The following is a 23,790-nucleotide window of genomic DNA, read 5'->3' on the forward strand; positions in this document are numbered from 1 at the left end:
CATGCCGGGCGTATACCGGAAGACCCTCGACCTGCCGCTGGTGATACCCGTGTTCCCGCTGGACGGCGCCTTGCTGCTGCCGGGCGGCCAGCTGCCGCTCAACATCTTCGAGCCGCGCTATCTCAACATGCTGGACGACGCCATGTCGGGCGAGCGGATCATCGGCATGGTGCAGACCCGGGCCGGGAGCGACGTGCAGAGGCCGTCTCTGGCGCCGGTCGGCTGCGCGGGCCGCGTGACCAGTTTCGCCGAGACCAGCGACGGGCGCTACCTGATCACCCTGACCGGGGTGGCGCGGTTCCGGGTCGGCGAGGAGCTGCCGGTGCGCACGCCCTACCGCCAGGTGCGGGCCGACTTCGCGCCCTATGACCTCGACCTGCACGAGGACCAGCAGGAGCCCGCCGGCGACGGCGCGCCGCTGCTGAACGCCCTGCGCCGCTATCTCGACCACCGCGGCCTGGCCATCGACTGGGGCGAGGCCCACGCCGCGCCCTCGGACGCCCTGATCAACAGCCTGGCCATGGCCCTGCCGTTCGATCCGCTGGAGAAGCAGGCCCTGCTGGAGGCCCGCACCCTGGCCGACCGCCGCAGCACCCTGGTCACCCTGCTGGAAATCGACGCCGCCCAGGACGACGACGAACCGCCGTCGCTGCAGTAGGCGGCGTCAGGCCCGTAGCCGCTCCAACGCCTCGTGGGCGGCGTTTCTGACCGCCGGCCACGCCGCGTGACCGGCATACTCGTCGTCGCCGCCGTCCGGCAGCCGCTGCACGAGATGGTCCAGCGCGCAGAGCACCGGCTTCACGGCCGCGACTTCGCGCTCGTCGATCAGCACGTCGCCCAGCGCACGATGATCGAGATCGTGGTCGTCGAAGAAGAAGTGGATGACCTGATCTATGCCGGAAACCAGTCCACGACGGGTCTCGTCGATCCAGATCGCGCGTGGATCGGGCGCCGCGAGCTCTTCCAGATAGGCGAGCAGTTCAGCGCGCGCCTGGGGCTGGCGGAGATCGGCGAGGCGTCGAGAGCGATCCTGCATGGTCGCTCCAGCCTAGCCGGCAAATCTGCACGGGCAAGGCTGGGGCGCTCCGTCCACGTCCCGTCCGACCGGAACCGACCGCTTAAGGCTTAACGGCGTCCCAGGCGGCCACCTGGTAGCCGTTTTCGGACAGGCACTGGCCCATGGCCGCCTTGTGCCGCTCGTCGAGGGCGGCGCGCTGGCTCTTGCTGCCCTTGGCCTTGTCGTAGGGGACCTTGAGCACCAGGCCGGTGGGGCCGGGCGGCAGATCGCGGGCGGTGGCGCTGGCCGGGTGCACCTTGAAGCCGGTGGTCTTGCCGCCCCGCACCTCGTCGCGGCACGAGGCGAAGGTGCTGGCGAAGGCCTTCTCGTCGGCGGCGTTGGTCGCCAGGCGCGGGGAATAGCCGCCGCCCATGGAGCCGCAGGCGGCGAGGGTCATGACGCTGGCGGCCACGGCGGTGCTCAGGAAGATCCGTTCGGTGACGGTCATGTCTGCATCCAAGATCGTTGTTATCGCTTCTGCGACAACCGCGACCTTGCGCCGGAGGTTCCGGCGGCGGGGCTTTCCCATTTCGCCGGCCGGCTCTAGAACAGCGCCATGACCGCCGCTCCTCCGCTCCCGCCCGTCGATGTCGATCCGCGCCTGCTGGAGGTGCTGGTCTGCCCGGTGACCCGCGCCCCGCTGTTCTACGACCGCGCCCGCGGCGAACTCGTCAGCCATACGGCCAAGCTGGCCTATCCGATCCGCGACGGCGTGCCGATCATGCTGCCGGAAGAAGCCCGCAGCCTGGCGGACGGGGAGTAGGCGGCGCTACCCCCTCCGGCCCTTCGGGCCACCTCCCCCAGAGGGGGAGGATTACGCCGCGCAGATGCTCCCCCTCTGGGGGAGCTGTCGGCAAAGCCGACTGAGGGGGCTTCCTAAAGCGCGGTGCCTCGCAGCAGCTTCGGCAGGTCGCCCACGCCGCCGCCGGCCTCGTGCATGAAGAACCGGCGCGCCGGGGCGATGCGGTTGACCGCCGCCATGCCGATCCCGCGCGCGACGCGCAGCAGCGGATTGTCGTTCGAGAACAGCCGCACAAAGCCGTCGAAGGCCAGGGCGTTGGTGACGTTGTCGAACCTGCGCCAGCGGGCGTAGCGCTCCAGCGTCGCCTCGGCGCCGATGTCCTCGCCATTGCGGATCGCCTCGACCACCACCTCGGCCAGGGCCGCGGCGTCCTTGAGACCAAGGTTCAAGCCCTGCCCCGCGATCGGGTGCACCCCGTGGGCGGCGTCGCCGATCAAGGCCAGGCGCGGCGCGGTGATCCGCTCGGCCAGCGACAGCGACAGCGGATAGACAAACACCGGCCCGGCCATCTCGACCTGCCCCAGGAAGTCGCCGAACCGGCGCATCAGGTGGGCGTGGAAGGCTTCGGGCGAGGCGCCCCGCAAGGCTTCGCCGCGCGCGGTGCTCTCGGTCCAGACCAGGCTGGCGCGGTTGTCGGTCAGCGGCAGGATGGCGAACGGGCCGCTGGGCAGGAAGTATTCGTGCGCCACGCCCTCGTGCGGGTGCTGCATCTTCACCGTGGCGACGACGCCGCTCTGGCCATAGCCCCAGCCGATGTCGCCGATGCCGGCCGCTTTGCGCAGGGCCGAGCCGCGGCCCTCGGCGCTGACCGCCAGCGGCGCGGTCAGCACCCGGCCGTCGGTGAGCGTCACTCGGGCTTCGGCGGCGTCGACCTCCAGGCCGGCCGCGCCGGCGGGCGCGATGACCGTCAGGCCCTTGTCGAGCGCCGTCTTCGACAGGGCCGCGCGGATCTGGCGGTTCTCGATCAGGTAGCCCAGGGGCTCGCCTTCCGAGCGGTCGGCGATCTCGCCGCTGTCGAAGCGCAGGAAGAAGGGCGACGGCTTTCCGGAAGCCGCGCCGGGCGCCTTGCCGTCGGTGACCAGGATCTGCTCGATGCGCTGGGCGTGGGGCGCCAGGGCCTCGCCGGCGCCGATCGCCCGCCACTGGCGGAACGACGAATAGGCGATCGCTGAAGAGCGGCCGTCGAAGGTCGGGGCCAGCTGGGCGTCGAAGGGCTGCGGATCGACCAGCAGCGGCTTGACCCCGGCCGAGGCGAGGGCGAGCGCCAGGGTGGTTCCGGCCATGCCGGCCCCGGCGATGATGACGTCGGCGTCGTGCTTGCGCATGGCGTGGGTATGCGCCCGGCGCGGGCGGGCTGTCCAGTTGGACGAAGCGTCCACGCACCCGCCACCTCTCCTCCCGTCATTCCCGCCCTTGTGGCGGGAACCCCTCTGTCAGCCGCAGGTGCAGTAGGGGCGGATCGCCAGCGATCCGCTTGCGCCTCTCGTCGAAGCGGAACCAGGGGTTCCCGCCACAAGGGCGGGAATGACGGGAGAATAAAAGACGGGAGAATAAAAGAAGCCATTCAGCCGAAATCAGGCAGGCCCCGCCCTCTCCGCAAAAATATTCCCTCAAGCGCGGCCATACGCCGCCCTGTTTGAAAAACCCTGCCCTTGCCTACCGGCGTTCCCAGGCGTAACGGGACGGCGCATTTCCCCTTGTCGGGGCTGAAAGATTGGAGACTGCGATGGGTTACCGGGTCGCCGTGGTCGGCGCCACGGGCAACGTGGGCCGCGAGATGTTCAACATCCTCGAGGAAGTGAAATTCCCCGTGGAGAAGATGCACGCCATCGCCTCGCGCAAATCCATCGGCACCGAGGTCTCGTTCGGCAACCAGATCCTCAAGTGCGAGGACCTGGAGCAGTTCGACTTCTCGAAGGTCGACATCGTGCTGATGAGCGCCGGCGGGTCGATCTCGGCCGCCTGGGGCGAGAAGATCGGCGCGGCCGGTCCGATCGTCATCGACAACTCCAGCCACTTCCGGATGGACCCGGACGTGCCGCTGGTGGTGCCGGAAGTGAACCCGGACGCCGTCAACTCCATCCCCAAGAACATCATCGCCAACCCCAACTGCTCGACCGCCCAGCTGGTGGTGGCCCTGAAGCCGCTGCACGACGAGGTGCCGATCAAGCGCGTGGTGGTGTCGACCTACCAGTCGGTTTCCGGCGCGGGCAAGGAAGGCATGGACGAGCTGTGGGACCAGACCAAGGGCGTCTTCGTCCTGGGCGCGCCCGAGCCGAAGAAGTTCACCAAGCAGATCGCCTTCAACGTCATCCCCCACATCGACGTCTTCATGGACGACGGCTTCACCAAGGAAGAGTGGAAGATGACCGTCGAGACCCAGAAGATCCTGGATCCGGCCATCCAGCTGGTCGCCACCTGCGTACGCGTGCCGGTGATGGTGGGTCACTCGGAGTCGATCAACATCGAGTTCACCGGCCCGCTGGACGAGGATGACGCCCGCGAGATCCTGCGCGACGCCGAAGGCATCGTGGTGGTCGATAAGCGCGAGAACGGCGGTTACATCACGCCGAAGGAAGCCCAGGGCGAGTTCCCGGTCTACGTGTCGCGCATCCGCAAGGACCCGACCGTCGAGCACGGCATCGCCCTGTGGTGCGTGGCCGACAACCTGCGAAAGGGCGCGGCCCTGAACGCGGTGCAGATCGCCCAGCTGCTGCACGACAAGGGCCTGATCAAGCAGAAGACGCCGGCCTAAAGAACGACCTCCCCGTCGTCCTTCCGCCAGCGGAGGGACGACGGGAAGCGCCTTCGGGCGAATTTCGCACCTCTCCGCAAAAAGCGGGCGGACGCCGGGACGACTCCCTGTCAGATCCCTCCGCGAAAGGTGCGGTCCATGCCCCCAAGTTCCACCAGCAGCGCTTCGAGCGACGCGCGTTCGGCCTATCTGGCCGGCGTCGGCTGCTATGTGATGTGGGGCTTCCTGCCCCTCTATTTCCACACCCTGGCCACTCTGGGCGTCACCTCGTTCGAGATGATCGCGCACCGCACGCTGTGGTCGGTGCTGTGGGCCGGCGGGCTGGTGCTTCTGGCCCGGCAGAGCGGCCAGGTGGCGGCGGTGATGCGCCAGCCCAAGACCCTGGCCCTGCTGGCCCTGTCGACCCTGGCCATCTTCGGCAACTGGACGATCTACGTGGTGGCGGTGAACGCCGGCCACGTCATCGAGGCCAGCCTCGGCTACTACATCAACCCGCTGATGAACATGGCGGCCGGCGCCCTGCTGTTCCGCGAGCGGATGACCACCGAGGGCAAGGTCGCCATCGGCTTCGCCACCGTCGGCGTGGCCATCCAGACGGTGGCCCTGGGCCACCTGCCGCTGGTGTCTCTGGGCCTCGCCCTGACCTTCTGCGTCTATGGGATCGTGCGAAAGCAGGTGAAGGCCGACGCCCAGACCGGCCTCTTCATCGAGTGCGCCTATCTGGCCATCCCGGGGCTGCTGTACGTCTGGCATCTGCAGGCCAGCGGCGCGGGGCACTTCACCCAAGGCGCCGGCACGGCGATCCTGCTGCTGGTCGCCGGCCCGGCCACGGTGATCCCGCTGGCCCTGTTCGCCTGGTCGGCCCGCCGCCTGCCGCTGAGCGCGCTGGGCTTCCTGCAGTTCATCGCCCCGACCCTGCAGTTCCTGCTTGGCGTTTTCCTCGGCGAGGCCTTCACGCCGCTGCGGGCGCTGTCGTTCGTGTTCATCTGGCTGGGGGTGGCGGTGTTCGCCTACGGCGCCTGGAAAAGGCTCAGGGCCGCGCCCGCTGTGGCCTGAGAACTTCAGTCGTGACAAAACGTTGGTCAATTTGTCGCATGGCCGCCGGCGCTTAAGTCGGCGGCAACGGACGCGATTGCAGGTATGCCCGCAGTCTTTCGCAGGGGGAAACCATGACTACCGATGCTGGCGCCACGCCCAACCTCGCCGCCGTGCTCGAGGCCCTTTCCGTCGAGATGTCGCTGGCCGCCGAGGCCTGCGGCCACCTGGACAGCGCCCTGGGCAAGATCCTCGAAAATACGCCGGCGGAATCGCGCCTGGCCGTGATGCAGGAGCTGCACACGGTCGACCACCTGGCCCAGCACATCACCGCCATCACCGACTTCACCGCCAAGCTGGTGCAGGCCGCCCCCGAAGGCGTGCCGCTGGAGGTGCAGGAAGCGCTGGCGACCATCACCCTGGGCGCCGTGGCCGAGCGGCTGAAGGGGCGGCTGGGGCTGTAGGGCCCTCCCCTCCTCCGCTTATCCCCCGCGAAGGCGGGGGCCCAAGCCGAGCTAGCGGCTCGCTCCGGATCCGTCCGGGTGAGCCGCTTGGATCCCCGCCTTCGCGGGGAAGATCGGTGGATCTATCACAAGCTCGCGTACGCCGCCTTGATCAAACTCACCGCCCGCGGATCACCGATCAGTTCGTTGCCCTGGCGGTTCATCACGTACGAGCCCGAGACGCCCATCTTGGGATCGGCGAAGGCGCACGAGCCGCCCCAGCCGGAGTGGCCGAAGGCGTCGGCCGTCGGGCCGTAGAAGAAGTTGGGCGTGTTGCGCATGAAGCCCGCGCCCCAGCTGATCGCGTAGGGCAGGACGAGGTCCTGGCCGGCGATGCGCTCGGCCCGGGCCAGCTCCATCGCTTCCTGCGACAGCACCTTGACCCCGTCCAGCGTGCCGCCGCTGGCCAGAGCGCCCATCAGGCGGGCCAGGGCCGGCGCCGTGGCGTGGCCGTTGGCCGAGGGGATCTCGGCGCGGCGCCACTCGCCCGTGCCGCGACCGCCGGGGGCTGCCCACTTGGTCATGAAGGCGGCGCGGATGGCGTCGTTGATCTCGCCGAACTTGGGGAAGGCGGTCGGCCGCATCAGGTCGGCGCAGCGTTCGTGCTCGCTGTCAGGCAGGCCGATCCAGATATCCAGGCCCAGCGGAACGGCCAGGTCCTCGCGCAGCGCCGTGCCCATGGTCCGCCCGTCGACCCGACGGAAGATCTCGCCGGCGGTATAGCCGAAGGTCACCGGGTGATAGCCGCTGGCCGTGCCGACCGGCCACAGCGGGGCCATGGCGGCCAGTTTCGCCGTCGTCGCCTCCCAGTCGAACCAGATGGCCGGATCGACCTCGTCGAGGAAGCCCGACAGCCCGTCCTGGTGCGACATCACCTGGCCGACGGTGATCGCTTCCTTGCCGTTCTGCGCGAACTCCGGCCAGACCGAGGCCACGGTCTGGTCGTAGGAGAGCTTGCCCTGGTCGATGAGGCGCGCGACCAGCAGTGCGGCCACGGCCTTGGTGGTCGAGAACAGCGGCGTCAGGGTGTCGGAGCCGAAGGCGACCTGGCGCTTGCGATCGGCGAAGCCGGCCATCAGGTCGACGACGATCTCGCCGTCGATGGCCAGGGAAAAGCGCGCGCCGAGCTCGCCGCCGCCCGGCGAGGCCGGATCGAAATTGGCCTCGAAGGCCTCATAGACCTGGGCGAACGGGGCGGGGCAGACGCCGGTGATGTCGAGGCTCATGGCTTTTGCTCTAGCCCGGCGCGCCCGGGTTTGTCATCCGAAGGACAGTCCCCCCGCGTAACGGAGCCCGTCGATGAAGCCCGAGATCCTGCAGCTCAAGGCCCTGTCGCCGCAGCTCGAAGCCGGGCTGGAGGCAGCTTACGTCGTCCACCGCCCCTATCGCGCCGCCGATCCGGACGCGCTGATCACGGAGGTCGGCTCCAGGGTGCGCGGTCTCGTCACCGGCGGCGATCTGGGCGTGCCGGACGCCTTGTGGGATCGCCTGACGGCCCTCGAGATCGTCGCCGTGCACGGCGTCGGCCTCGACAAGGTGGACCTCGACCTCGCCGCCGCCCGGGGCGTGGCCGTGACCACGACGCCCGGCGTGCTCACCGAGGACGTCGCCGAACTGGCCATCGGTCTGTGGCTGTCGCTGTCACGCCGCATGGTCACGGCCGACCGCTATGTGCGCGAAGGCCGCTGGCCCAGGGCCGAGCGCCTGCCCCTGGCGCGGCGCGCCACCGGACGCACGGTGGGGATCCTGGGCCTGGGCCAGATCGGCCGCGCGATCGCCGACATGGCGAGGCCGTTCGCGGCGAGCATCGCCTATCACAGCCGTCGGCCGGTCGAGGGCGTCCCTTACGCCTACCACGCCAGTCCGCTGGCGCTGGCCAAGGCGGTCGACGTGCTGTTCCTGGTCACGCCCGGCGACGCCGGACCGCTGGTCGACGCGGCCGTGCTGGCGGCGCTGGGCCCTGACGGCCTGCTGATCAACGTGGCGCGGGGCTCTGTGGTGGACGAGGCGGCGCTGGTCGCGGCGCTGGCGGACGGAACCATCGCCGGAGCGGGCCTGGACGTGTTCGAGGACGAACCCAACGTGCCACAGGCGCTGCTGACCATGGACAACGTCGTGCTCCAGCCCCACCGGGGCAGCGCGACCGAGGAAGCCCGCCGGGCGATGGCGGCGCTGGTGCTGGAGAACTTGGAAAAACACTTCGGGGGGTGACCAGTCCCCTCACCTCCCGTCATTCCCGCCCTTGTGGCGGGAACCCCTGGTTCAGCTGACACGTGAGATGCAAGCGGATCGCCAGCGATCTGCCCCTGCCGCCCTTGCGGCTGACAGAGGGGTTCCCGCCACAAGGGCGGGAATGACGGGAGTATTGGGAAAGCTTGCGGGAGCCGCGAAGAGCGCCGCCCCTAAGCCAGCCGCTCGATCCGCACGGTCGGCGAGGTCTGCTTGATGCGGGCGGCCATGGCCACGATCGGCAGTTCGGGGGCGTTCCAGATGTTGGCGGCGGTCACCGTCTCGGCGACGCCGCCGACGGCGCGGGCCAGGCCGTAGGACAGGGTCTGGCCTTCGAGGATCGAGGCGGCGAACAGGGCGGTCAGCAGGTCGCCGGTGCCGCTGGGCGAGCGCTCGGCCTTGGCGTGGGCGGCGAGCCAGGCCTCCTTGCGGTCGGCGTAGACCACGCCGATCTCGTTCCCGCGCTGCACCGACGAGACGATCACCGGCTTGTTCAACAGGCGGGCGGCGCGCACGGCCCCGGCCGGATCGCGCACCTCGGCGCCGGTCAGGCGCTGCAGCTCCCAGGCGTTGGGGGCGACGATGTCGGCGCGGGGGATCAGGTCGGCGGCGATGGCGTCGGCCACCTCGCCGGGCACGTAGAGGCCCTTGCCAGCGTCGCCCATGGTCGGATCGACGATGATGGTCGGCTTGCGAGCGGCGGCCCCATCGCGCGGCGCGGCGCGCACGGCGTCGATGGCGCGGGCGGCGGCGCGCACCTGGGCGGCGCTGGCGAAATAGCCGGTGATGACGAGGTCGGTCAGGCCGAACAGGCCGTTGGCCTCCAGCCCGTCGAGCATGCCCTCGACCACCTCGATCGGCACCGGCGCCCCGCCGGGCACGCCCCAGCCGGGATGGCGGCCGTAGAGCACGGTGGGGACCACCATGGTGTCGATGCGGAACTGGGTCAGGGCGGCGGCCTGGGCGGTCGCGCCCACCTGGCTGCCGGCGACGTGACTGGAAATGAGGAGCGCGAGCGGCATGGGCAAAGCAGTTAGCCGAGCCTGCGGAACTTGAACAGGGCGTCACGAAGGCAAAACCGCGGCGGCTCGTCCACTGGTCGATACGCAACAAAAAAGCCCGCTCCGAAGAGCGGGCTTTCCGTCGAGCGCCCGGAGCCTGCTAGCAGGCTCCTGATCAAAGATACCAAGCGCGCTCCTAGTAGCGGTAGTGGTCCGGCTTGAACGGGCCGGCTTCCGGCACGCCGATGTAGTCGGCCTGTTCCTTGTTCAGCTTCGAGAGCTTGGCCCCCAGCTTCTCCAGGTGGAGGAAGGCGACCTTTTCGTCGAGGTGCTTGGGCAGAGTATAGACCTCGTTCTTGTACGCGGTCTTGTTGGTCCACAGCTCGATCTGGGCCAGGGTCTGGTTGGTGAACGAGGCCGACATCACGAACGAGGGGTGGCCGGTGGCGTTGCCCAGGTTCACCAGGCGGCCTTCCGACAGCACGATGATCTTCTTGCCGTCCGGGAATTCCACGTGGTGGACCTGCGGCTTGATCTCGTCCCACTTGAAGTTGCGCAGGCCGGCGATCTGAATTTCGCTGTCGAAGTGGCCGATGTTGCAGACGATGGCGTTGTTCTTCATCTGCCGCATGTGGTCGACGGTGATGACGTCCTTGTTGCCGGTCGCCGTCACGTAGATGTCGGCCTTGCCGGCGACGTCGTCGAGGGTCTGGACCTCGTAGCCTTCCATGGCCGCCTGCAGGGCGCAGATCGGGTCGATCTCGGTGACGATCACCCGGGCGCCGCCTTGGCGCAGCGAGGCGGCCGAGCCCTTGCCCACGTCGCCGTAGCCGCAGACCACCGCGACCTTGCCCGACAGCATGACGTCGGTGCCGCGACGGATGGCGTCGACCAGCGATTCACGGCAGCCGTACAGGTTGTCGAACTTGGACTTGGTGACGCTGTCGTTGACGTTGATGGCCGGGAACGGCAGGTCGCCCTTGGCGGCCATCTGGTACAGGCGGTGCACGCCCGTGGTGGTCTCTTCAGACACGCCGCCGATGGCGTCGCGGATGGCCGAGTAGAAGCCCGGCTTTTCGGCTAGGTAGCGCTTCATCACGGTGTAGAGCGCTTCTTCTTCCTCGTTGGTCGGGTTGTTGAGGATCGACGGATCCTTCTCGGCCTTCGGACCCAGCACGCACAGCAGGGTGGCGTCGCCGCCGTCGTCGAGGATCAGGTTCGGGTAGCCGCCGTCGTGCCACTCGAAGATCCTGTGGGCGTATTCCCAGTACTCGACCAGGTTCTCGCCCTTGAAGGCGAAGACCGGGATGCCGGCGGCGGCGATGGCGGCCGCGGCGTGGTCCTGGGTCGAGAAGATGTTGCACGAGGCCCAGCGGACCTCGGCGCCCAGGGCCGTCAGGGTCTCGATCAGCACGCCGGTCTGGATGGTCATGTGCAGGCTGCCGGCGATGCGGGCGCCCTTCAGCACCTGGGCCGGACCATATTCGGCGCGGGTGGCCATCAGGCCCGGCATTTCGGTCTCGGCGATGGCGAGTTCCTTGCGGCCGAAATCGGCGAGCGAGATGTCCTTGACGATGTAGTCGGCCACGGTCGGCTCCTGGATCGGGGGATTGTCTTGCCCGCCTTATAGCGCGCACGGCCGACAGTGGCAAATTCACATAAAGATTTCCTTATGTCCGCAGGGCGCGAAGGAAAACCCGTCTCGGGCGAACTGGCGTGACGCTTGCGGGCGAAGGCGGCTCAAGTGTCAAAGTGGGATCTGGGGGACTACCAAACATGCGCTCGCCGAGCCGGCCTTTCTTCAAGGCCTATGAAATCGTGGCCATCGTCGCCTTCGTGGCGGCCGCCGTCATCGTGGGCAGCCTGAAGCTCGTCTACTAAAACTCGCCGCCTGAACGGGGGCGAACGGCTCGCCTTGGAACGAAACGGCGCCGCCCACGCGTTGTAGGCGGATGCCGGAAGGTTCCGTTACGCCACCGCCGCCTCCGCCCGAGGCCACCGCCACGCCGCGGCGCCGCTCGTGGCGCGCCTTGCCGCGCGCCGCGCGCTGGGGGATCGGCGCGGCGCTGCTGATCCTGGCGGCGATCATCGCCTTCGTCGTCTGGTTCGACTGGAACATGCTGCGCGGCCCGGTCGGCCGCTTCGCCTCGGCCCAGCTGCATCGCGAGGTGCGGATCGACGGCGACCTGCGCGTCCATCCCTGGTCGTTCTCGCCCAAGGCCGAGGCCTATGGCCTGTTCGTCGGCCAGCCCGACTGGGCGCCCAAGACCGGTCCGCAAGCCGGACACATGGCCCGGGTCGACCGGGTGGCGGTGCAGATCAAGCTGCTGCCGCTGCTGAAGGGCGACGTCATCCTGCCGCTGGTGGCCGTGGACCGGCCCGACGTGCGCCTGCTGCGCGAGGCCTCGGGCCGCGCCAACTGGACCTTCGGCGACCCGAACAAGAAGAGCGCCAAGCCGCTGAAGCTGCCGGCGATCCAGCACTTCGTGATCAACGAGGGCAATCTGCGGGTCGAGGACCGCTCGCGCGACGTCTTGTTCATCGGCACGGTCAGCTCGAACGAACACGCCAACGGCGACGGCAAGGGCCGCTTCGTGCTGGAGGGCAAGGGCCAGTACAACCGCTCGCCGTTCCTGGCGCGGGTGACCGGCGGCCCGCTGCTGAACATCTCGCCGAGCCGCCCCTACCCGTTCGACGCCAAGGTCAGCGCCGGCTCGACCCAGGTCACGGCCGAGGGCTCGATCACCAAGCCGTTCGACCTGGGCCGCTTCGAAAGCGACCTGACGGTAGCCGGCAGCGACCTGAACCGGCTCTACGGCCTGACCGGCCTGACCCTGCCCAACACCCCGCCCTACAGGATCAGCGGCCACCTGGTGCGCAAGGGCGGCCGGTTCGACTTCGAGAAGCTGAACGGCCGGATCGGCGACAGCGACGTCAGCGGCGACCTCTTCGTGCTGGTCGATCGCGAGCGGCCCTATCTGGAGGCCGATCTGCGTTCGAAGCGCCTGGACTTCGACGATCTGGGCAGCCTGGTCGGCGCCGCGCCGGCCACGGGCCGGGGAGAGACCGCCTCGGCCGGCCAGAAGGTCGAGGCCGGCCAGCGCGAGGCCACCGGCCGCCTGCTGCCCGACGCCACCCTGCAGACCGACCGCGTGCGGGCCATGGACGCCAAGGTCACCTATCGCGCCCTGGCGGTGAACGCCCCCAACCTGCCCCTGCAGAAGGTTCGCCTGGACCTGGCGCTCGACAAGGGCGTGCTGACCATGGACCCGATCGCCTTCACCTTCTCGCGCGGCGATCTGGCGGGCAAGGTGCGGCTGGACGCGCGGCCCAACGTACCGGTCACCGACCTCGACCTGCGCCTGACCAACGCCAAGCTGGAGGACTTCATCCCGCTGAAGAGCGGCGGCAAGCCGGCCATCGAGGGCGGCATCGTCGCCCGGGCCAAGCTGCGCGGCGTCGGCAATTCGGTGCACCGCGCCGCGGCCTCATCGAACGGCACGGTGACCCTGGTCGCCCCCAAGGGCCAGGTGCGCCAAGCCTTCGCCGAGCTCCTGGGCGTCAACGCCTCCAAGGGCCTGCTGATGCTGCTGTCGAAGGACACCAAGGAGACCAGCCTGCGCTGCGCCGTGGCCAGCTTCGACGTCAGGAACGGGGTGATGCGCGCCGACAAGATCATCGCCGACACCGGCGTGGTCCTGGCCAAGGGCGAGGGCACGATCAACCTGGAGACCGAGCGCCTGGACCTGCAGATCGAGGGCGATAGCAAGAAGCCGCGCCTGGTGCGGCTGTTCATCCCGATCGAGATCAAGGGTCCGCTGGGCGCGCCCCGCATAAGCCTGCAGACCAGCGGGGCCTTCGCCCAGGGCGGCGTCGCCGCGGCGCTGGGCTCGCTGATCAACCCGCTGGCCGCCATCCTGCCGTTTGTGACCCCAGGCCTGGAAAAGGACGCCGACTGCGCCTCGCTGGTGGCGCAGGCCCGCGGCGACGGCGTGGCGGTGCGCACGACCCAGACGACGCAAGCCGCGCCAAAGAAGGGATCGAAGAAGGGCGAGTAGGACGCCGCAAGGCGACGCGTCAGGACGCACCAGACAGCGATTGCTCCCCCGCCAACTCCGCCTAAAGTGGAGCAAATATCCTTTGGGGGGAGCCTGACATGAAGATCCGGACTGCAGCGCTCGCGACGGCCGTCGCGCTGGGTCTGGCGATCGCGCCGGCCCGGGCTCAGAACGAAGACGTGTCGGAAATCGTCGTCACCGCCGCCCGGCTGACCGAATACGACCCGATCAAGACGCCCTACGTCTCGCTGAAGAAGCGCCCCGACAACCTGATCACGGTGGTGCGGGTGCTTTGCGACACGCGCGACCTCAGCCAGCGGCGCAACGAGCTGAAGGCCACTCTGCGCAACATGATCAAGGCCGCGCCCGCCGCCGGGGTCGAGCTGGGCCTCGGCGAGGAAATTATCGGCCGCTTCGACGAGTCGATGCTGGACAGCGTGATCCGCCCCGACAGCCGTCCCGACACCAGCCAGGCCGTGCTGGTGATCAAGACCCGCATCAGCCCGACCGACACCTTCGACGCCGCGACCGGCCGCATCATGGCCTTCGCGGACAAGACCCCCGCCGTGGGACGCGCCGAGATCGTGCCGAGCGAAGACTGGGACCTGACCCTGATCGGGCCGCAAAAGCATCGCGGCGAGGTCATCGCTCTGGTGGCCGAAGACGCCCGCCGCGCGTCGGCCGCCTTCGGACCGCAATACGCCGTCTCGGTCGAAGGCCTGCAGCTGCCGGTGTCCTGGTACCAGTCCGGGCCGCTGGAGCTGGCCCTCTACATCCCCTACCGGATGACCGTGCTGCCCAAGGGAACGGAATAGCCGCCGACGCCCGTCACCAGAACGGCTTGAGGCCCGCCAGGTCGTCCAGCGCGGCCTTGGCTTCGCGGGTCAGGCTCTCCGTTCCTTCCGGCGCGGCCGACAGCCGGCCGGCGGCGTAGGCGGCTTCGGGATCGCCATCGGCCAGGGCGGCGGCGCGGGCCAGGTCCGCGCCCAGGCTGGCGTCGTTGAGGCCGCCCAGCGCGTCCTGCATCTGCCGGGTCGCCGCTGACCACCGCTCCAGCCGCTTGGGATGGTCGGGGAACAGCGGGGCCAGGGCGTCGATGGCGTAACGCAGGCCCTTGCCGCGGATGCGCAAGGCGTGGCGGGCCTCGATGTCGAGGGCGTCGAAATCCTCGCCGCGCTTCAGCACGTCCTTGGCCAGCTTGTTCAGTTGCTTGGCCGCGAAGGCCTTGGCCGGCGCGCGGCGGGCCTCGGCGCGCTCGGGGTCCTCCAGCCAGTCGCCGGTCTCCAGCCAGGCGGCGATGTCGAGCGCCAGCGGACCGAAGCGCTCCGGCTGGGCCGCCTCCACCGCGCGGGCATAGGCGCCCTGCTGGGCCTCGACCAGCGCCTTGCCCAGCGCGCCCAGGCCCTCGACCGGCTGTGGATCGGCCGAGACGGCGGGACGCCAGACGCCGGCGATATAGACGTCGAGGTCGCGGGCCGGGCCCAGGGCGTCGGCCAGGGCCTTCAGCGCCTCGAGCGCCGGCGTGGCGGCCAGCTTGCCGGTCAGCGGCCGGAAGAGCTTGATCAGCGCTCGCAGCCGGCGGGCGGCGACGCGCAGTTCGTGCACCGCTTCGGGCCCGGGCAGGTCGGCCAGGGTCTCGGCGGCGACGCACAGGCGGCCCAGCGCGGTGTTGCCCAGGGCCTGGAAGGCCTCGGCGGCGGTCATGTCGGGCCGCAGCACGGCCGCTTCGCGCCGGGCGGACGGCGCCTCGCCCAGGGCCAGGGCGTAGCCGCGCTCGGCCTTGCTGACGAGGGAGAGGCGCAGGGGCGCGTGGGCCATCAGGTCGCGGGCCAGGGCGAACAGAGCGGCCGGCGCGCCGGTCTTCAGTTCGAGCTCCAGCTCGCTGACGGCGGCGCGGTCGGTTCCGGCCTGCAGTTCGCCGCGATCCAGCGCCGCTTCGATGGTCGCCCCGCCGTGCTCAACCAGACGCAGGGTGCGCTCGACCTTGGTGGCGAAGATGGGGGCGAGGACGTCGCCGTTGACGATGCGGCCGGCCGGGGTCTGGTCCAGCAGGTCGCGGTCGGGACCGGGACCTGTGACCGGGGCTTCCCATTCGCCGCGGGCGAACACCCCGCCGGCCGAGGCCGATTTCAGGGTCTGCTTGCGGCCGCCGTCGCCGTCGCGCACCCGCAGGCCGAAACCCGCCCGGCGCAGGGCGTGGTCGGCGGTGTCGTAATAGGTGGCGTCGAGCCGGCGCACGGCCTCTCGACCGTCCAGACGGGCCAGGACCGCGTCGGAAGCCTCCGGGGCGATCAGGAACTTCAGTTCGATTTCGCGGTCCATCATACGACTATAACCAGCCTGGCGAGGTTTGGCTTCCGCAACGCAACATCGGTGCGCATGCGCGGGCCGTCTTGCCATTCGGATCGCCCAAGTTCAAACCTGCGCGCCATGACGCCGATCAACATCTCCGCACAGCCCCGCCACGACTGGACCCTTTCCGAGGTCGAGGCCCTGTTCGCCCTGCCGTTCATGGAGCTGGTGTTCGAGGCCGCGCGCGTTCACCGCGCCTGGTTCGACCCCTCCGAGATGCAGCTGTCGCAGCTGCTGTCGGTCAAGACCGGCGGCTGCGCCGAGAACTGCGGCTATTGCAGCCAGAGCGCCCACTTCAAGACCGGCCTCAAGGCCGAGAAGCTGATGGAGCCGGCCGTGGTCATCGCCAAGGCCAAGGCCGCCCGCGACGGCGGCGCCCAGCGCTTCTGCATGGGCGCGGCCTGGCGCGAACTGAAGGACCGCGACCTGCCCAAGCTCGCCGCGATGATCGGCGGGGTGAAGGCGCTGGGCATGGAGACCTGCGCGACCCTGGGCATGCTGACCGCCGAACAGGCCAAGCAGCTGAAGGACGCGGGCCTCGACTACTACAACCACAACCTCGACACCGGCCCGGACTACTACAAGGACGTGGTGACGACCCGCACCTACCAGGAGCGCCTCGACACCCTGGCCTATGTGCGCGACGCGGGCATGAGCACCTGCTGCGGCGGCATCGTCGGCATGGGCGAGACCCGCCGCGACCGCGCCGGCCTGCTGCACCAGCTGGCCACCCTGCCCTCGCATCCCGACAGCCTGCCGATCAACGGCCTGGTCCCCATCAGCGGCACCCCGCTGGGCGACCAGATCCTGGCGGAGGGCGAAAAGGCCATCGACTCCATCGAGTTCGTGCGCACCATCGCCGTCGCCCGCCTCGTCTGCCCCAAGGCCATGGTGCGCCTGTCGGCCGGCCGCGAGGGCATGAACCGCGAGCTGCAGGCCCTGTGCTTCATGGCCGGCGCCAACTCGATCTTCGTCGGCGGCAAGCTGCTGACCACGCCGCTGCCGGACATGGACGACGACAGCCGCCTGTTCCACGACCTCGACCTCAAGCCGATGGTCATGATGAAGGCCGAGGTCGCGGCGCCGGAAGCAATTCCCGCGGAGTAACTCTCTCCGTAAAATCCCCGCGAAAGCGGGGACCCAGGCTTTTTCTGAGAGGCCTGACGCTCGACGATAAAACACCTGGGTCCCCGCTTTCGCGGGGATTTTACGGGTGGGGGCGAGCCCCCAAGCTCGAGCATTTCTGGACGAAATTTAATCCGGCGGCGCACGCCGTTCGCTTGTCCCGGAGGCCCCGCAACCTATGGTGCGGGGCATCTTCGCTTTTGCGCGAAACCTATTCGGGGCCTTTCATGAAGCTGTTCGCCTCCGCCGCCGTCGCGGCGTTGCTCCTCGCCAATCCCGTGCTGGCCCAAGCCGCGCCAAAGCCGGCGGCCAAGGTCACCGGCCAGCTGGCGCAGCTGCCCGAAGTCGACATCCCCTACAGCAAGTTCGTGCTGCCCAACGGCCTGACGGTGATCGTCCACGAGGACCACAAGGCCCCGATCGTGGCCGTGAACGTCTGGTACCACGTCGGCTCCAAGAACGAGCCCAAGCGCCGCACCGGCTTCGCCCACCTCTTCGAGCACCTGATGTTCAACGGCTCGGAGAACTTCAACGACGACTGGTTCAAGGCGCTGGAGAAGCTTGGCGCCACCGACATGAACGGCACCACCAACACCGACCGCACCAACTACTTCCAGAACGTGCCGACCGCGGCCCTGGACCAGGTGCTGTGGCTGGAAAGCGACCGCATGGGCCACCTCGTCGGGGCCATCGACAAGGCCCGCCTCGACGAGCAGCGCGGGGTCGTCCAGAACGAGAAGCGCCAGGGCCAGAACCAGCCCTACGGCCAGGTCTGGGACGTGATCACCGCCAGCACCTACGACGCCGACCACCCCTACGGCCACACGGTCATCGGCGAGATGGAAGACCTCGACGCGGCCTCGCTGGACGACGTCAAGGACTGGTTCAAGAACTACTACGGCCCGGCCAACGCCACCCTCGTGCTGGCCGGCGACATCACGCCGGCCGAGGCGAAAGCCAAGGTCGAGAAGTACTTCGGCGACATCCCCTCGGGTCCGCCCCTAACCCACCAGAAGGCCTGGGTGGCCAAGCGCACCGGCAGCCAGCGCGCCGACATGCAGGACCGCGTGCCCCAGGCCCGGATCTACAAGGTCTGGAACGTGCCGGAATACGGCGCGGCCGACATCGACTACCTGGACCTGCTCAGCGACGTGCTGGTCTCCGACAAGACCTCGCGCCTCTACAAGCGCCTCGTCTACACCGACCAGATCGCCACCAATGTCGGCGCCACCGTCTCGACCAGCGAGATCGGCAGCCAGTTCCTCGTCATCCTGACGGTCAAGCCGGGCGGCGACCCGGCCGCCGTCGAGAAGGCCTTCGACGAGGAGTTCCAGCGCCTGCTGCGCGACGGTCCCACCCCCGAGGAGGTGGCCAAGGTCCGCACCCTGCACCTGTCGAACTTCGTGCGCGGCGTCGAACGGATCGGCGGCTTCGGCGGCAAGTCCGACATCCTGGCCGAAAGCCAGGTCTTCCTCGGATCGCCCGACGCCTACAAGGAGAGCCTTGAGCGCGTTCGGGGGGCGACGGCGGCCCAGCTGCAGGCGGCCGGCAAGACCTGGCTGACCGACGGCGACTTCACCCTGACGGTGACGCCGTTCCCGACCTACACCACCACCGCCGGCGTCGATCGCAAGACCATGCCCGAGGTCGGCGCGACCAAGGCCCCGGCCTTCGTCAAGCTCGAGCGCGCCACCCTCTCGAACGGCGTCAAGGTGATCCTGGCCGAGCGCCACGAGACGCCGCAGATCCGCATGAACATGGTGTTCGACGCCGGCGTCGCCGCCAGCGCCGGCGACAAGGCCGGCCTGACCGGCGTGGCCACCAGCATGCTGACCGAAGGCACGACGCATCGCGACGGCCTGACCATCAGCCGCGAACTGGCCCAGCTGGGCGCCGGCGTCGGCTCGGGCAGCGGCCTGGACTTCACCCAGGTGACGCTGAACACCCTGACCACCACCCTCGACCCGGCCCTGGCGATCTATGCCGACGTGCTGCAGAACCCGGCCTTCAAGCCCGAGGACCTCGACCGGTTCAAGAAGCAGAACATCGCCGCCATCCAGCAGGCCAAGCAGAACCCGCAGGCGATGTCGGGCCGCATCCTGCCGGTCCTGACCTATGGCGCCGGCTCGCCCTACGGCCAGCTGACGACCGAGGCCTCGATCGCCTCGATCACCCGCGACGACCTGGTGCGCTTCCAGAAGACCTGGCTGCAGCCGCAGGGCGCCACCCTGGTCGTGGTGGGCGACACCACCCTGGCCGAACTTCTGCCCAAGCTGGAAGCCCAGCTGGGCGGCTGGAAGGGCGCCCAGACCAAGTCCAAGCCGCCGGTGGTCGCCGCCCCCGCCAAGGCCGCCGTCTACCTGATCGACAAGCCCGGGGCCCAGCAGTCGGTGATCGCCGCCGGCGACCTGCTGCCGCCGCGCGATCCGTCCGAGCAGGCCGCGCTGGACACCTTCAACACGGTGTTCGGCGGCGACTTCGTCTCGCGCCTGAACATGAACCTGCGCGAGGACAAGCACTGGTCGTACGGGGCCTCGTCGGGCGTGCGCGACGCCCGCGGCTCGCGCCTGTTCCTGATCCGCGCGCCGGTGCAGACCGACAAGACCGCCGAGTCCTTCGTCGAGGCCCGCAAGGAGCTGACCGAGATCATCGGCGCGCGCCCGATCACCCCGGCCGAGCTGACCAAGGCCCAGAACAGCCTGACCCTGTCGATGCCCGGCAACTGGGAGACCGGCGACGCCGTGGCCGGCTCGATCGGCGAACTGGTCAATTACGGCCTGCCCGACAGCTATTTCGACAACTATCCGGCCGACGTGCGGGCGGTGACCATCGACAGCGCCACGGCGGCGGCGAAGAAGGCGATCAAGCCGGACGAGTTGGTCTGGGTGATCGTCGGCGACCGCGCCGTCGTCGAACCCAAGCTCAAGGCCCTGAAGCTCGACATCCAGGTGATCGACGCCGACGGCAAGCCGGTGAAGTAAGGGTTCGCAAGAGCCGAACATGCGAAGGGCGGCCTCTCGGGGCCGCCCTTTTGCTTTTGCGCCTATTTTCTCCCGTCATTCCCGCCCTCGTGGCGGGAAACCCTGGTTCCGCTCGCATGTGAGGCGCAAGCGGATCGCCAGCGATCCGCCTCATCCGCACCTGCGGCTGACAGAGGGGTTCTCGCCACAAGGGCGAGAATGACGGGATTTTGGGAGGAGGCCGGAAGCCTCACCGCTCCTCGTCGAACCGGTTGCCGACCAGCTCCACCAGGGCGTCGACGGCGGCTTCGGCTTCGGGGCCTTCGGCGGCGATGTCGATGGTCGAGCCGATGCCGGCGGCCAGCATCATCAGGCCCATGATCGAGCGGGCGTCGACGCTGGAGCCCTCGCGGGCCACCTTGACCTCGGCGTCGAAGCCCGAGGCCAGCTTGACGAACTTGGCCGAAGCCCGGGCGTGCAGCCCGCGCTCGTTGACGATCTCGACCGTGGCTGTCGCCGTTCGACTCATTTTTCTCCCGCCAGCACGTAGGAGGCCACGGAGATGTATTTCCGTCCAGCCTCCTGGGCGTGGGCGACGCAGGCGTCCAGGTCGTCGCGGGTGCGCACGCTGGCCAGCTTGATCAGCATCGGCAGGTTCAGGCCGGCGATGACCTCGGCCTTGGTCTGCTCCATGACCGAGATGGCCAGGTTGCTGGGCGTGCCGCCGAACATGTCGGTCAGCAGAATGACGCCGGCGCCGTCGTCGACGGCGGCGCAAGCCTTCAGAATATCCGACCGGCGACGCTCCATGTCGTCTTCCGGCCCGATGCAGATGGCCTTCACCGCGGTCTGCGGCCCCACCACATGCTCCATGGCGGAAACGAATTCCTCCGCCAATCGCCCGTGCGTGACGATCACGAGCCCGATCATGCCTGGTCTCTCAAACGGGATCCCCTTCGCCCGAAACGGCAGGGAGGCGCCGCGCGGGCCGCCTTGATACGCTTGTTAGGGAGCGACTCCAAGATGCTCCAGCATGCGTGCGATCTTCGTCGGAGCGGCGGGTTCGAGCGGCCACAGGTCGAAGACGGGTACGGAAACGCCCAGAACCACTTCAAACCGAGGCTCGGGCAGGCGTTCGACGCGTTCGGGGGCCTCGACGCAGCGCACCACCAGCGTGATCTCGGCGAGGCGCAAAGCCGGCTCGGAGACCACGCCGAAGCCCCGGATCTCGACCAGACCGGCCAGAGGATCGGGCGCGCGGCCGTAGAGCCGGCCGTCGGAAGCGAAGGTCACCACCCGGTCGTCGGCCACCAGGCGAAAGCCCGCCTCCAGGGTCCGCAGGGCCAGATCGCTCTTTCCCACGCCCGAGGCCCCTTCGATCAACGCCCCGCGCCAGCGGCCGCCGACCAGGCGGGCCACCAGTCCGGCGTGGCGGATCACTCGCGCCCCCCATGGCCGTGGCCATGATTGTGATGGCCGTCGCGGTGCTCGGGCAGTTCGACCACGAACCGCGCGCCGATAACCTTGCCGGTCTCGTCCTGGCGGTTCTCGGCGTGGATCTTGCCGCCGTGCGCCTCGACGATCTGGCGGGCGATCGACAGGCCCAGACCCGAATTGCCGCCGAACGCCCGGCCCTTGGGCCGCGAGGTGTAGAAGCGCTCGAAGATGGTCTCCAGATTGTCGGCCGGAATGCCCGGGCCGTCGTCCTCGACCGTCGTGGTCAGCCGGCCGTTGTGGCGGACCAGACCGACCCGCACCTCGCCGTCGCCGGCGCTGAACGAGCGGGCGTTGTCGATCAGGTTGCGGAACACCTGGCCCACTGGGATCTCCCGCGCCAGCACCCGGACCGGACCGGTCGGCAGGCCGGCCAGCGCCACACGGACGCTGAACGGCGGCTCCTCGCCGCGCACCTGGCCCTGATAGATGGCCGCCGTCTCGGTCAGCAGGCGGGCCAGATCGATCGGCCGCGGCGCCTCGCGCGACAGCTCCGCATCGAGCCTGGACGCATTGGAGATGTCGGTGACCAGGCGATCCAGTCGGCCGACGTCCTGTTGCAGGATGCCGAGCAGGCGCTGGCGGGCCTTGGGCTCGGTGACGAGGTCCAGGGTCTCGATGGCCGAACGGATCGAGGTCAGGGGGTTCTTGATCTCGTGGGCCACGTCGGCGGCGAACCGCTCGATGGCCCCCATCCGCTCGGACAGGGCCTCGGTCATTTCTTCAAGAGATCGAGAAAGGTCGCCGATCTCGTCGTTGCGGCGCGATATGTCGGGCAGGCTGATGGCCCGCGCGCCCTCCAGGCGCACGTGGTCGGCGGCCCGGGCCATGCGCAGCACAGGCTGGGCCACCAGGCGGTGCAGCAGCACGCTCGATACCAGCACTGCGCCCACGGCCACCAGCACGAAGGGCAGCAGAGCCTTGCGCTCGGCGGTGATGATCTCGTCGACGTCGCCGGCCTCGACGGTCAGCACGCCCAGGACCGCCCGGACGTGCTGGATCGGGATCGACACCGACACCACCCGCTCGCCGTTCTCGGCCACGCGCTGCTGCTTGACCGTCTCGCCCATGCGGGCGCGGGCGATCTCCTGCTCGAACTCGGCGCGGGCGCGCTCCAGGGCGCGCGGCTTGGCGTCCTTGTCCTGCAACGACAGCCGGAAGCCGTTGTCGCCGGCCTTGCGGGCGGGCGGCAGCACCTTCCACTCGACGCGGTCCTCGACGAGGTAGGAGTCGGCCAGCAGCCGGCCCTGGCCGTCATAGAGGCGGGCGCGCTGCGAATGGCCGGCGAAGAACGATTGCAGGATGTCGTTGGCCGCCGCCACGTCGAGCGCCGGCTCGGGCTCGCCCACGGTGGCGGCCCGTTCGATGATGTTGGCGATCAGCTCGCCCTGGGTGCTGAGGCTGTCGATCCGCGCGTTGATCAGGCCGTTGCGCAGCTCGTTGAGCACGAGGGCGCCGACCACCAGGATGGCCAGGGCCAGCAGGTTCAGGCCGATGATCAGCCGCCCCAGCCGCGAAGCGCGCGGCCAGGCCAGCCGGCGCCGCTCGCGCGGCGCAGGCTCAGGACCCGGCTCAGGCCTCGCGGTAGCGGTAGCCGACGCCATACAGGGTTTCGATGGAATCGAACTCGGGGTCCACCTGGCGGAACTTCTTGCGCATCCGCTTGATGTGGCTGTCGATGGTGCGGTCGTCGACATAGACCTGATCGTCGTAGGCGGCGTCCATCAGGTTGTCGCGGCTCTTCACGAAGCCGGGACGCTGGGCCAGCGATTGCAGCAGCAGGAACTCGGTGACCGTCAGGCGCACCGGCTTGCCGTCCCACAGGCTGTCGTGGCGGGCCGGGTCGAGCGTCAGCTTGCCGCGCTTCATCATCTTCGAGCCGGCGGCGCCGGCGGCCGGGGCCGCGGGATCCTCCTCCTCGGGACGGGCGCGACGCAGCACGGCCTTCACCCGCTCGAGCAGCAGGCGCTGGCTGAACGGCTTGTGCATGTAGTCGTCGGCGCCGAGGTTGAAGCCGAGGATCTCGTCGATCTCGTCGTCTTTCGAGGTCAGCATGATGACCGGCGTCTCGGTCGACTGGCGCAGGCGGCGCAGCACTTCCATGCCGTCCATGCGCGGCATCTTGACGTCCAGGATGACGAGGTCGGGCGGATTGCTTTCCACCGCCTCGAGCCCGGAGACGCCGTCGTAATAGGCCTTCACCGTGTGGCCATGGCTCTCCAGGGCCAGAGAGACCGAAGCAACGATGTTTTCGTCGTCGTCGATGAGCGTGATCTCGGCCAAGCCGTGTAATCCTCCGAAAATCCGTGGGCCGATCCTATCGACCCTGGCGCTCCGCTACAACGCACGGAGCGGCCAAGCTTTCCATCCGGCCTTTTCGAACCCTATTGCGGCCGGGGCGTGGCGGGCTTGGACACAC

22 protein-coding genes are annotated in these 23,790 nt (G+C 69.1%); 10 read left to right on the top strand and 12 right to left on the bottom strand.

Annotation, left to right across the window (positions count from 1 at the left end; translation table 11 throughout):
* The first annotated feature begins 1 nt into the window (after window position 1).
* The gene (locus tag AC2YHT_RS12755; protein ID WP_487290168.1) at window positions 2–658 is read left to right on the top strand and encodes an LON peptidase substrate-binding domain-containing protein; all 657 of its coding nucleotides are present in this window, start codon (window positions 2–4) and stop codon (window positions 656–658) included.
* A gap of 6 nt (window positions 659–664) precedes the next feature.
* Here the strand turns inward: AC2YHT_RS12755 and AC2YHT_RS12760 are convergent, their stop codons facing one another.
* Together AC2YHT_RS12760 and AC2YHT_RS12765 are read right to left on the bottom strand one after the other, a co-directional pair.
* Entirely contained in the window at window positions 665–1,036 is a 372-nt protein-coding gene (locus AC2YHT_RS12760) for an SCO4402 family protein (protein WP_487290169.1), read from the bottom strand.
* 82 nt (window positions 1,037–1,118) lie between these two features.
* Window positions 1,119–1,505, bottom strand: a complete 387-nt coding sequence (locus tag AC2YHT_RS12765; RefSeq protein WP_487290170.1) for a hypothetical protein — start codon at window positions 1,503–1,505, stop codon at window positions 1,119–1,121.
* Between the two features lie 108 nt (window positions 1,506–1,613).
* On the opposite strand from AC2YHT_RS12765, the gene AC2YHT_RS12770 reads away from it, so the two are divergent.
* Window positions 1,614–1,820 (top strand): Trm112 family protein, encoded by a 207-nt coding sequence (locus AC2YHT_RS12770; RefSeq protein ID WP_110119879.1) that lies wholly within the window; start codon window positions 1,614–1,616, stop codon window positions 1,818–1,820.
* Window positions 1,821–1,933: 113 nt separating this feature from the next.
* On the opposite strand, the gene AC2YHT_RS12775 is transcribed toward AC2YHT_RS12770, so the two are convergent.
* Complete coding sequence (locus AC2YHT_RS12775; RefSeq protein ID WP_487290220.1) at window positions 1,934–3,184, bottom strand: UbiH/UbiF/VisC/COQ6 family ubiquinone biosynthesis hydroxylase; 1,251 nt, start codon at window positions 3,182–3,184, stop codon at window positions 1,934–1,936.
* Between the two features lie 401 nt (window positions 3,185–3,585).
* Here AC2YHT_RS12775 and AC2YHT_RS12780 point away from each other — a divergent pair, with 401 nt between their 5' ends.
* The 3 genes from AC2YHT_RS12780 to AC2YHT_RS12790 all read left to right on the top strand — a co-directional run bounded on the left by AC2YHT_RS12780 (window position 3,586) and on the right by AC2YHT_RS12790 (window position 6,113).
* Entirely contained in the window at window positions 3,586–4,614 is a 1,029-nt protein-coding gene (locus AC2YHT_RS12780; protein WP_487290171.1) for an aspartate-semialdehyde dehydrogenase, read from the top strand.
* A 138-nt stretch (window positions 4,615–4,752) separates the two neighbouring features.
* Complete coding sequence (gene rarD, locus AC2YHT_RS12785; RefSeq protein WP_487290172.1) at window positions 4,753–5,670, top strand: EamA family transporter RarD; 918 nt, start codon at window positions 4,753–4,755, stop codon at window positions 5,668–5,670.
* A gap of 113 nt (window positions 5,671–5,783) precedes the next feature.
* The gene (locus tag AC2YHT_RS12790) at window positions 5,784–6,113 is read left to right on the top strand and encodes a hypothetical protein (RefSeq protein WP_487290173.1); all 330 of its coding nucleotides are present in this window, start codon (window positions 5,784–5,786) and stop codon (window positions 6,111–6,113) included.
* 125 nt (window positions 6,114–6,238) lie between these two features.
* On the opposite strand, the gene AC2YHT_RS12795 is transcribed toward AC2YHT_RS12790, so the two are convergent.
* On the bottom strand, window positions 6,239–7,378 hold the full coding sequence (locus AC2YHT_RS12795; protein WP_487290174.1) for a serine hydrolase domain-containing protein: 1,140 nt from the start codon (window positions 7,376–7,378) through the stop codon (window positions 6,239–6,241).
* A gap of 73 nt (window positions 7,379–7,451) precedes the next feature.
* On the opposite strand from AC2YHT_RS12795, the gene AC2YHT_RS12800 reads away from it, so the two are divergent.
* Window positions 7,452–8,363: a 2-hydroxyacid dehydrogenase gene (locus AC2YHT_RS12800; RefSeq protein ID WP_487290175.1), complete on the top strand. Its 912-nt coding sequence runs from the start codon at window positions 7,452–7,454 to the stop codon at window positions 8,361–8,363.
* Between the two features lie 191 nt (window positions 8,364–8,554).
* On the opposite strand, the gene AC2YHT_RS12805 is transcribed toward AC2YHT_RS12800, so the two are convergent.
* On the bottom strand, window positions 8,555–9,403 hold the full coding sequence (locus AC2YHT_RS12805) for a PfkB family carbohydrate kinase (RefSeq protein WP_110132999.1): 849 nt from the start codon (window positions 9,401–9,403) through the stop codon (window positions 8,555–8,557).
* A gap of 175 nt (window positions 9,404–9,578) precedes the next feature.
* Window positions 9,579–10,970: an adenosylhomocysteinase gene (gene ahcY / locus AC2YHT_RS12810; protein ID WP_487290176.1), complete on the bottom strand. Its 1,392-nt coding sequence runs from the start codon at window positions 10,968–10,970 to the stop codon at window positions 9,579–9,581.
* Window positions 10,971–11,412: 442 nt separating this feature from the next.
* Here ahcY and AC2YHT_RS12815 point away from each other — a divergent pair, with 442 nt between their 5' ends.
* On the top strand, window positions 11,413–13,440 hold the full coding sequence (locus AC2YHT_RS12815; protein WP_487290177.1) for an AsmA family protein: 2,028 nt from the start codon (window positions 11,413–11,415) through the stop codon (window positions 13,438–13,440).
* A 98-nt stretch (window positions 13,441–13,538) separates the two neighbouring features.
* Window positions 13,539–14,255 carry a hypothetical protein gene (locus tag AC2YHT_RS12820; protein WP_487290178.1) on the top strand — a complete coding sequence of 239 codons (717 nt, stop codon included), beginning with the start codon at window positions 13,539–13,541 and terminating at the stop codon, window positions 14,253–14,255.
* A gap of 13 nt (window positions 14,256–14,268) precedes the next feature.
* Here AC2YHT_RS12820 and AC2YHT_RS12825 read toward each other — a convergent pair whose 3' ends face one another.
* The gene (locus tag AC2YHT_RS12825) at window positions 14,269–15,762 is read right to left on the bottom strand and encodes a CYTH and CHAD domain-containing protein (protein WP_487290179.1); all 1,494 of its coding nucleotides are present in this window, start codon (window positions 15,760–15,762) and stop codon (window positions 14,269–14,271) included.
* A gap of 108 nt (window positions 15,763–15,870) precedes the next feature.
* On the opposite strand from AC2YHT_RS12825, the gene bioB reads away from it, so the two are divergent.
* Together bioB and AC2YHT_RS12835 are read left to right on the top strand one after the other, a co-directional pair.
* Window positions 15,871–16,899 carry a biotin synthase BioB gene (bioB, locus tag AC2YHT_RS12830; RefSeq protein WP_487290180.1) on the top strand — a complete coding sequence of 343 codons (1,029 nt, stop codon included), beginning with the start codon at window positions 15,871–15,873 and terminating at the stop codon, window positions 16,897–16,899.
* A 245-nt stretch (window positions 16,900–17,144) separates the two neighbouring features.
* A complete protein-coding gene (locus AC2YHT_RS12835; RefSeq protein ID WP_487290181.1) occupies window positions 17,145–19,898 on the top strand; it encodes a M16 family metallopeptidase in 2,754 nt (917 codons plus the stop codon).
* A gap of 229 nt (window positions 19,899–20,127) precedes the next feature.
* On the opposite strand, the gene AC2YHT_RS12840 is transcribed toward AC2YHT_RS12835, so the two are convergent.
* The 5 genes from AC2YHT_RS12840 to chvI form a co-directional block, all read right to left on the bottom strand.
* On the bottom strand, window positions 20,128–20,406 hold the full coding sequence (locus AC2YHT_RS12840) for an HPr family phosphocarrier protein (RefSeq protein WP_110119891.1): 279 nt from the start codon (window positions 20,404–20,406) through the stop codon (window positions 20,128–20,130).
* The gene (locus AC2YHT_RS12845) at window positions 20,403–20,807 is read right to left on the bottom strand and encodes a PTS sugar transporter subunit IIA (RefSeq protein ID WP_058348726.1); all 405 of its coding nucleotides are present in this window, start codon (window positions 20,805–20,807) and stop codon (window positions 20,403–20,405) included. Before AC2YHT_RS12845 ends, AC2YHT_RS12840 begins: the two co-directional genes overlap by 4 nt.
* A 75-nt stretch (window positions 20,808–20,882) precedes the next feature.
* Window positions 20,883–21,317 (bottom strand): HPr kinase/phosphorylase, encoded by a 435-nt coding sequence (locus AC2YHT_RS12850; RefSeq protein ID WP_487290182.1) that lies wholly within the window; start codon window positions 21,315–21,317, stop codon window positions 20,883–20,885.
* Window positions 21,314–22,975 carry a two-component sensor histidine kinase ChvG gene (gene chvG / locus AC2YHT_RS12855; RefSeq protein WP_487290183.1) on the bottom strand — a complete coding sequence of 554 codons (1,662 nt, stop codon included), beginning with the start codon at window positions 22,973–22,975 and terminating at the stop codon, window positions 21,314–21,316. The genes AC2YHT_RS12850 and chvG overlap by 4 nt, the downstream gene beginning before the upstream one ends.
* On the bottom strand, window positions 22,944–23,654 hold the full coding sequence (chvI, locus tag AC2YHT_RS12860) for a two-component response regulator ChvI (RefSeq protein ID WP_487290184.1): 711 nt from the start codon (window positions 23,652–23,654) through the stop codon (window positions 22,944–22,946). The genes chvG and chvI overlap by 32 nt, the downstream gene beginning before the upstream one ends.
* Window positions 23,655–23,790 lie beyond the last annotated feature (136 nt).

It is taken from the genome of Caulobacter sp. SRI_008 (genome assembly GCF_057586355.1).

Coding starts and splice junctions, on each gene's coding strand:
- AC2YHT_RS12820 (WP_487290178.1), top strand. CDS start 13,539: ATGAAGATCCGGACTGCAGCGCTCGCGACGGCCGTCGCGCTGGGTCTG.
- AC2YHT_RS12770 (WP_110119879.1), top strand. CDS start 1,614: ATGACCGCCGCTCCTCCGCTCCCGCCCGTCGATGTCGATCCGCGCCTG.
- rarD (WP_487290172.1), top strand. CDS start 4,753: ATGCCCCCAAGTTCCACCAGCAGCGCTTCGAGCGACGCGCGTTCGGCC.
- AC2YHT_RS12805 (WP_110132999.1), bottom strand. CDS start 9,403: ATGCCGCTCGCGCTCCTCATTTCCAGTCACGTCGCCGGCAGCCAGGTG.
- AC2YHT_RS12760 (WP_487290169.1), bottom strand. CDS start 1,036: ATGCAGGATCGCTCTCGACGCCTCGCCGATCTCCGCCAGCCCCAGGCG.
- AC2YHT_RS12840 (WP_110119891.1), bottom strand. CDS start 20,406: ATGAGTCGAACGGCGACAGCCACGGTCGAGATCGTCAACGAGCGCGGG.
- AC2YHT_RS12780 (WP_487290171.1), top strand. CDS start 3,586: ATGGGTTACCGGGTCGCCGTGGTCGGCGCCACGGGCAACGTGGGCCGC.
- AC2YHT_RS12800 (WP_487290175.1), top strand. CDS start 7,452: ATGAAGCCCGAGATCCTGCAGCTCAAGGCCCTGTCGCCGCAGCTCGAA.
- AC2YHT_RS12790 (WP_487290173.1), top strand. CDS start 5,784: ATGACTACCGATGCTGGCGCCACGCCCAACCTCGCCGCCGTGCTCGAG.
- AC2YHT_RS12835 (WP_487290181.1), top strand. CDS start 17,145: ATGAAGCTGTTCGCCTCCGCCGCCGTCGCGGCGTTGCTCCTCGCCAAT.
- AC2YHT_RS12775 (WP_487290220.1), bottom strand. CDS start 3,184: ATGCGCAAGCACGACGCCGACGTCATCATCGCCGGGGCCGGCATGGCC.
- chvG (WP_487290183.1), bottom strand. CDS start 22,975: ATGGCGTCGGCTACCGCTACCGCGAGGCCTGAGCCGGGTCCTGAGCCT.
- AC2YHT_RS12755 (WP_487290168.1), top strand. CDS start 2: ATGCCGGGCGTATACCGGAAGACCCTCGACCTGCCGCTGGTGATACCC.
- bioB (WP_487290180.1), top strand. CDS start 15,871: ATGACGCCGATCAACATCTCCGCACAGCCCCGCCACGACTGGACCCTT.
- AC2YHT_RS12795 (WP_487290174.1), bottom strand. CDS start 7,378: ATGAGCCTCGACATCACCGGCGTCTGCCCCGCCCCGTTCGCCCAGGTC.
- AC2YHT_RS12825 (WP_487290179.1), bottom strand. CDS start 15,762: ATGGACCGCGAAATCGAACTGAAGTTCCTGATCGCCCCGGAGGCTTCC.
- AC2YHT_RS12845 (WP_058348726.1), bottom strand. CDS start 20,807: ATGATCGGGCTCGTGATCGTCACGCACGGGCGATTGGCGGAGGAATTC.
- AC2YHT_RS12765 (WP_487290170.1), bottom strand. CDS start 1,505: ATGACCGTCACCGAACGGATCTTCCTGAGCACCGCCGTGGCCGCCAGC.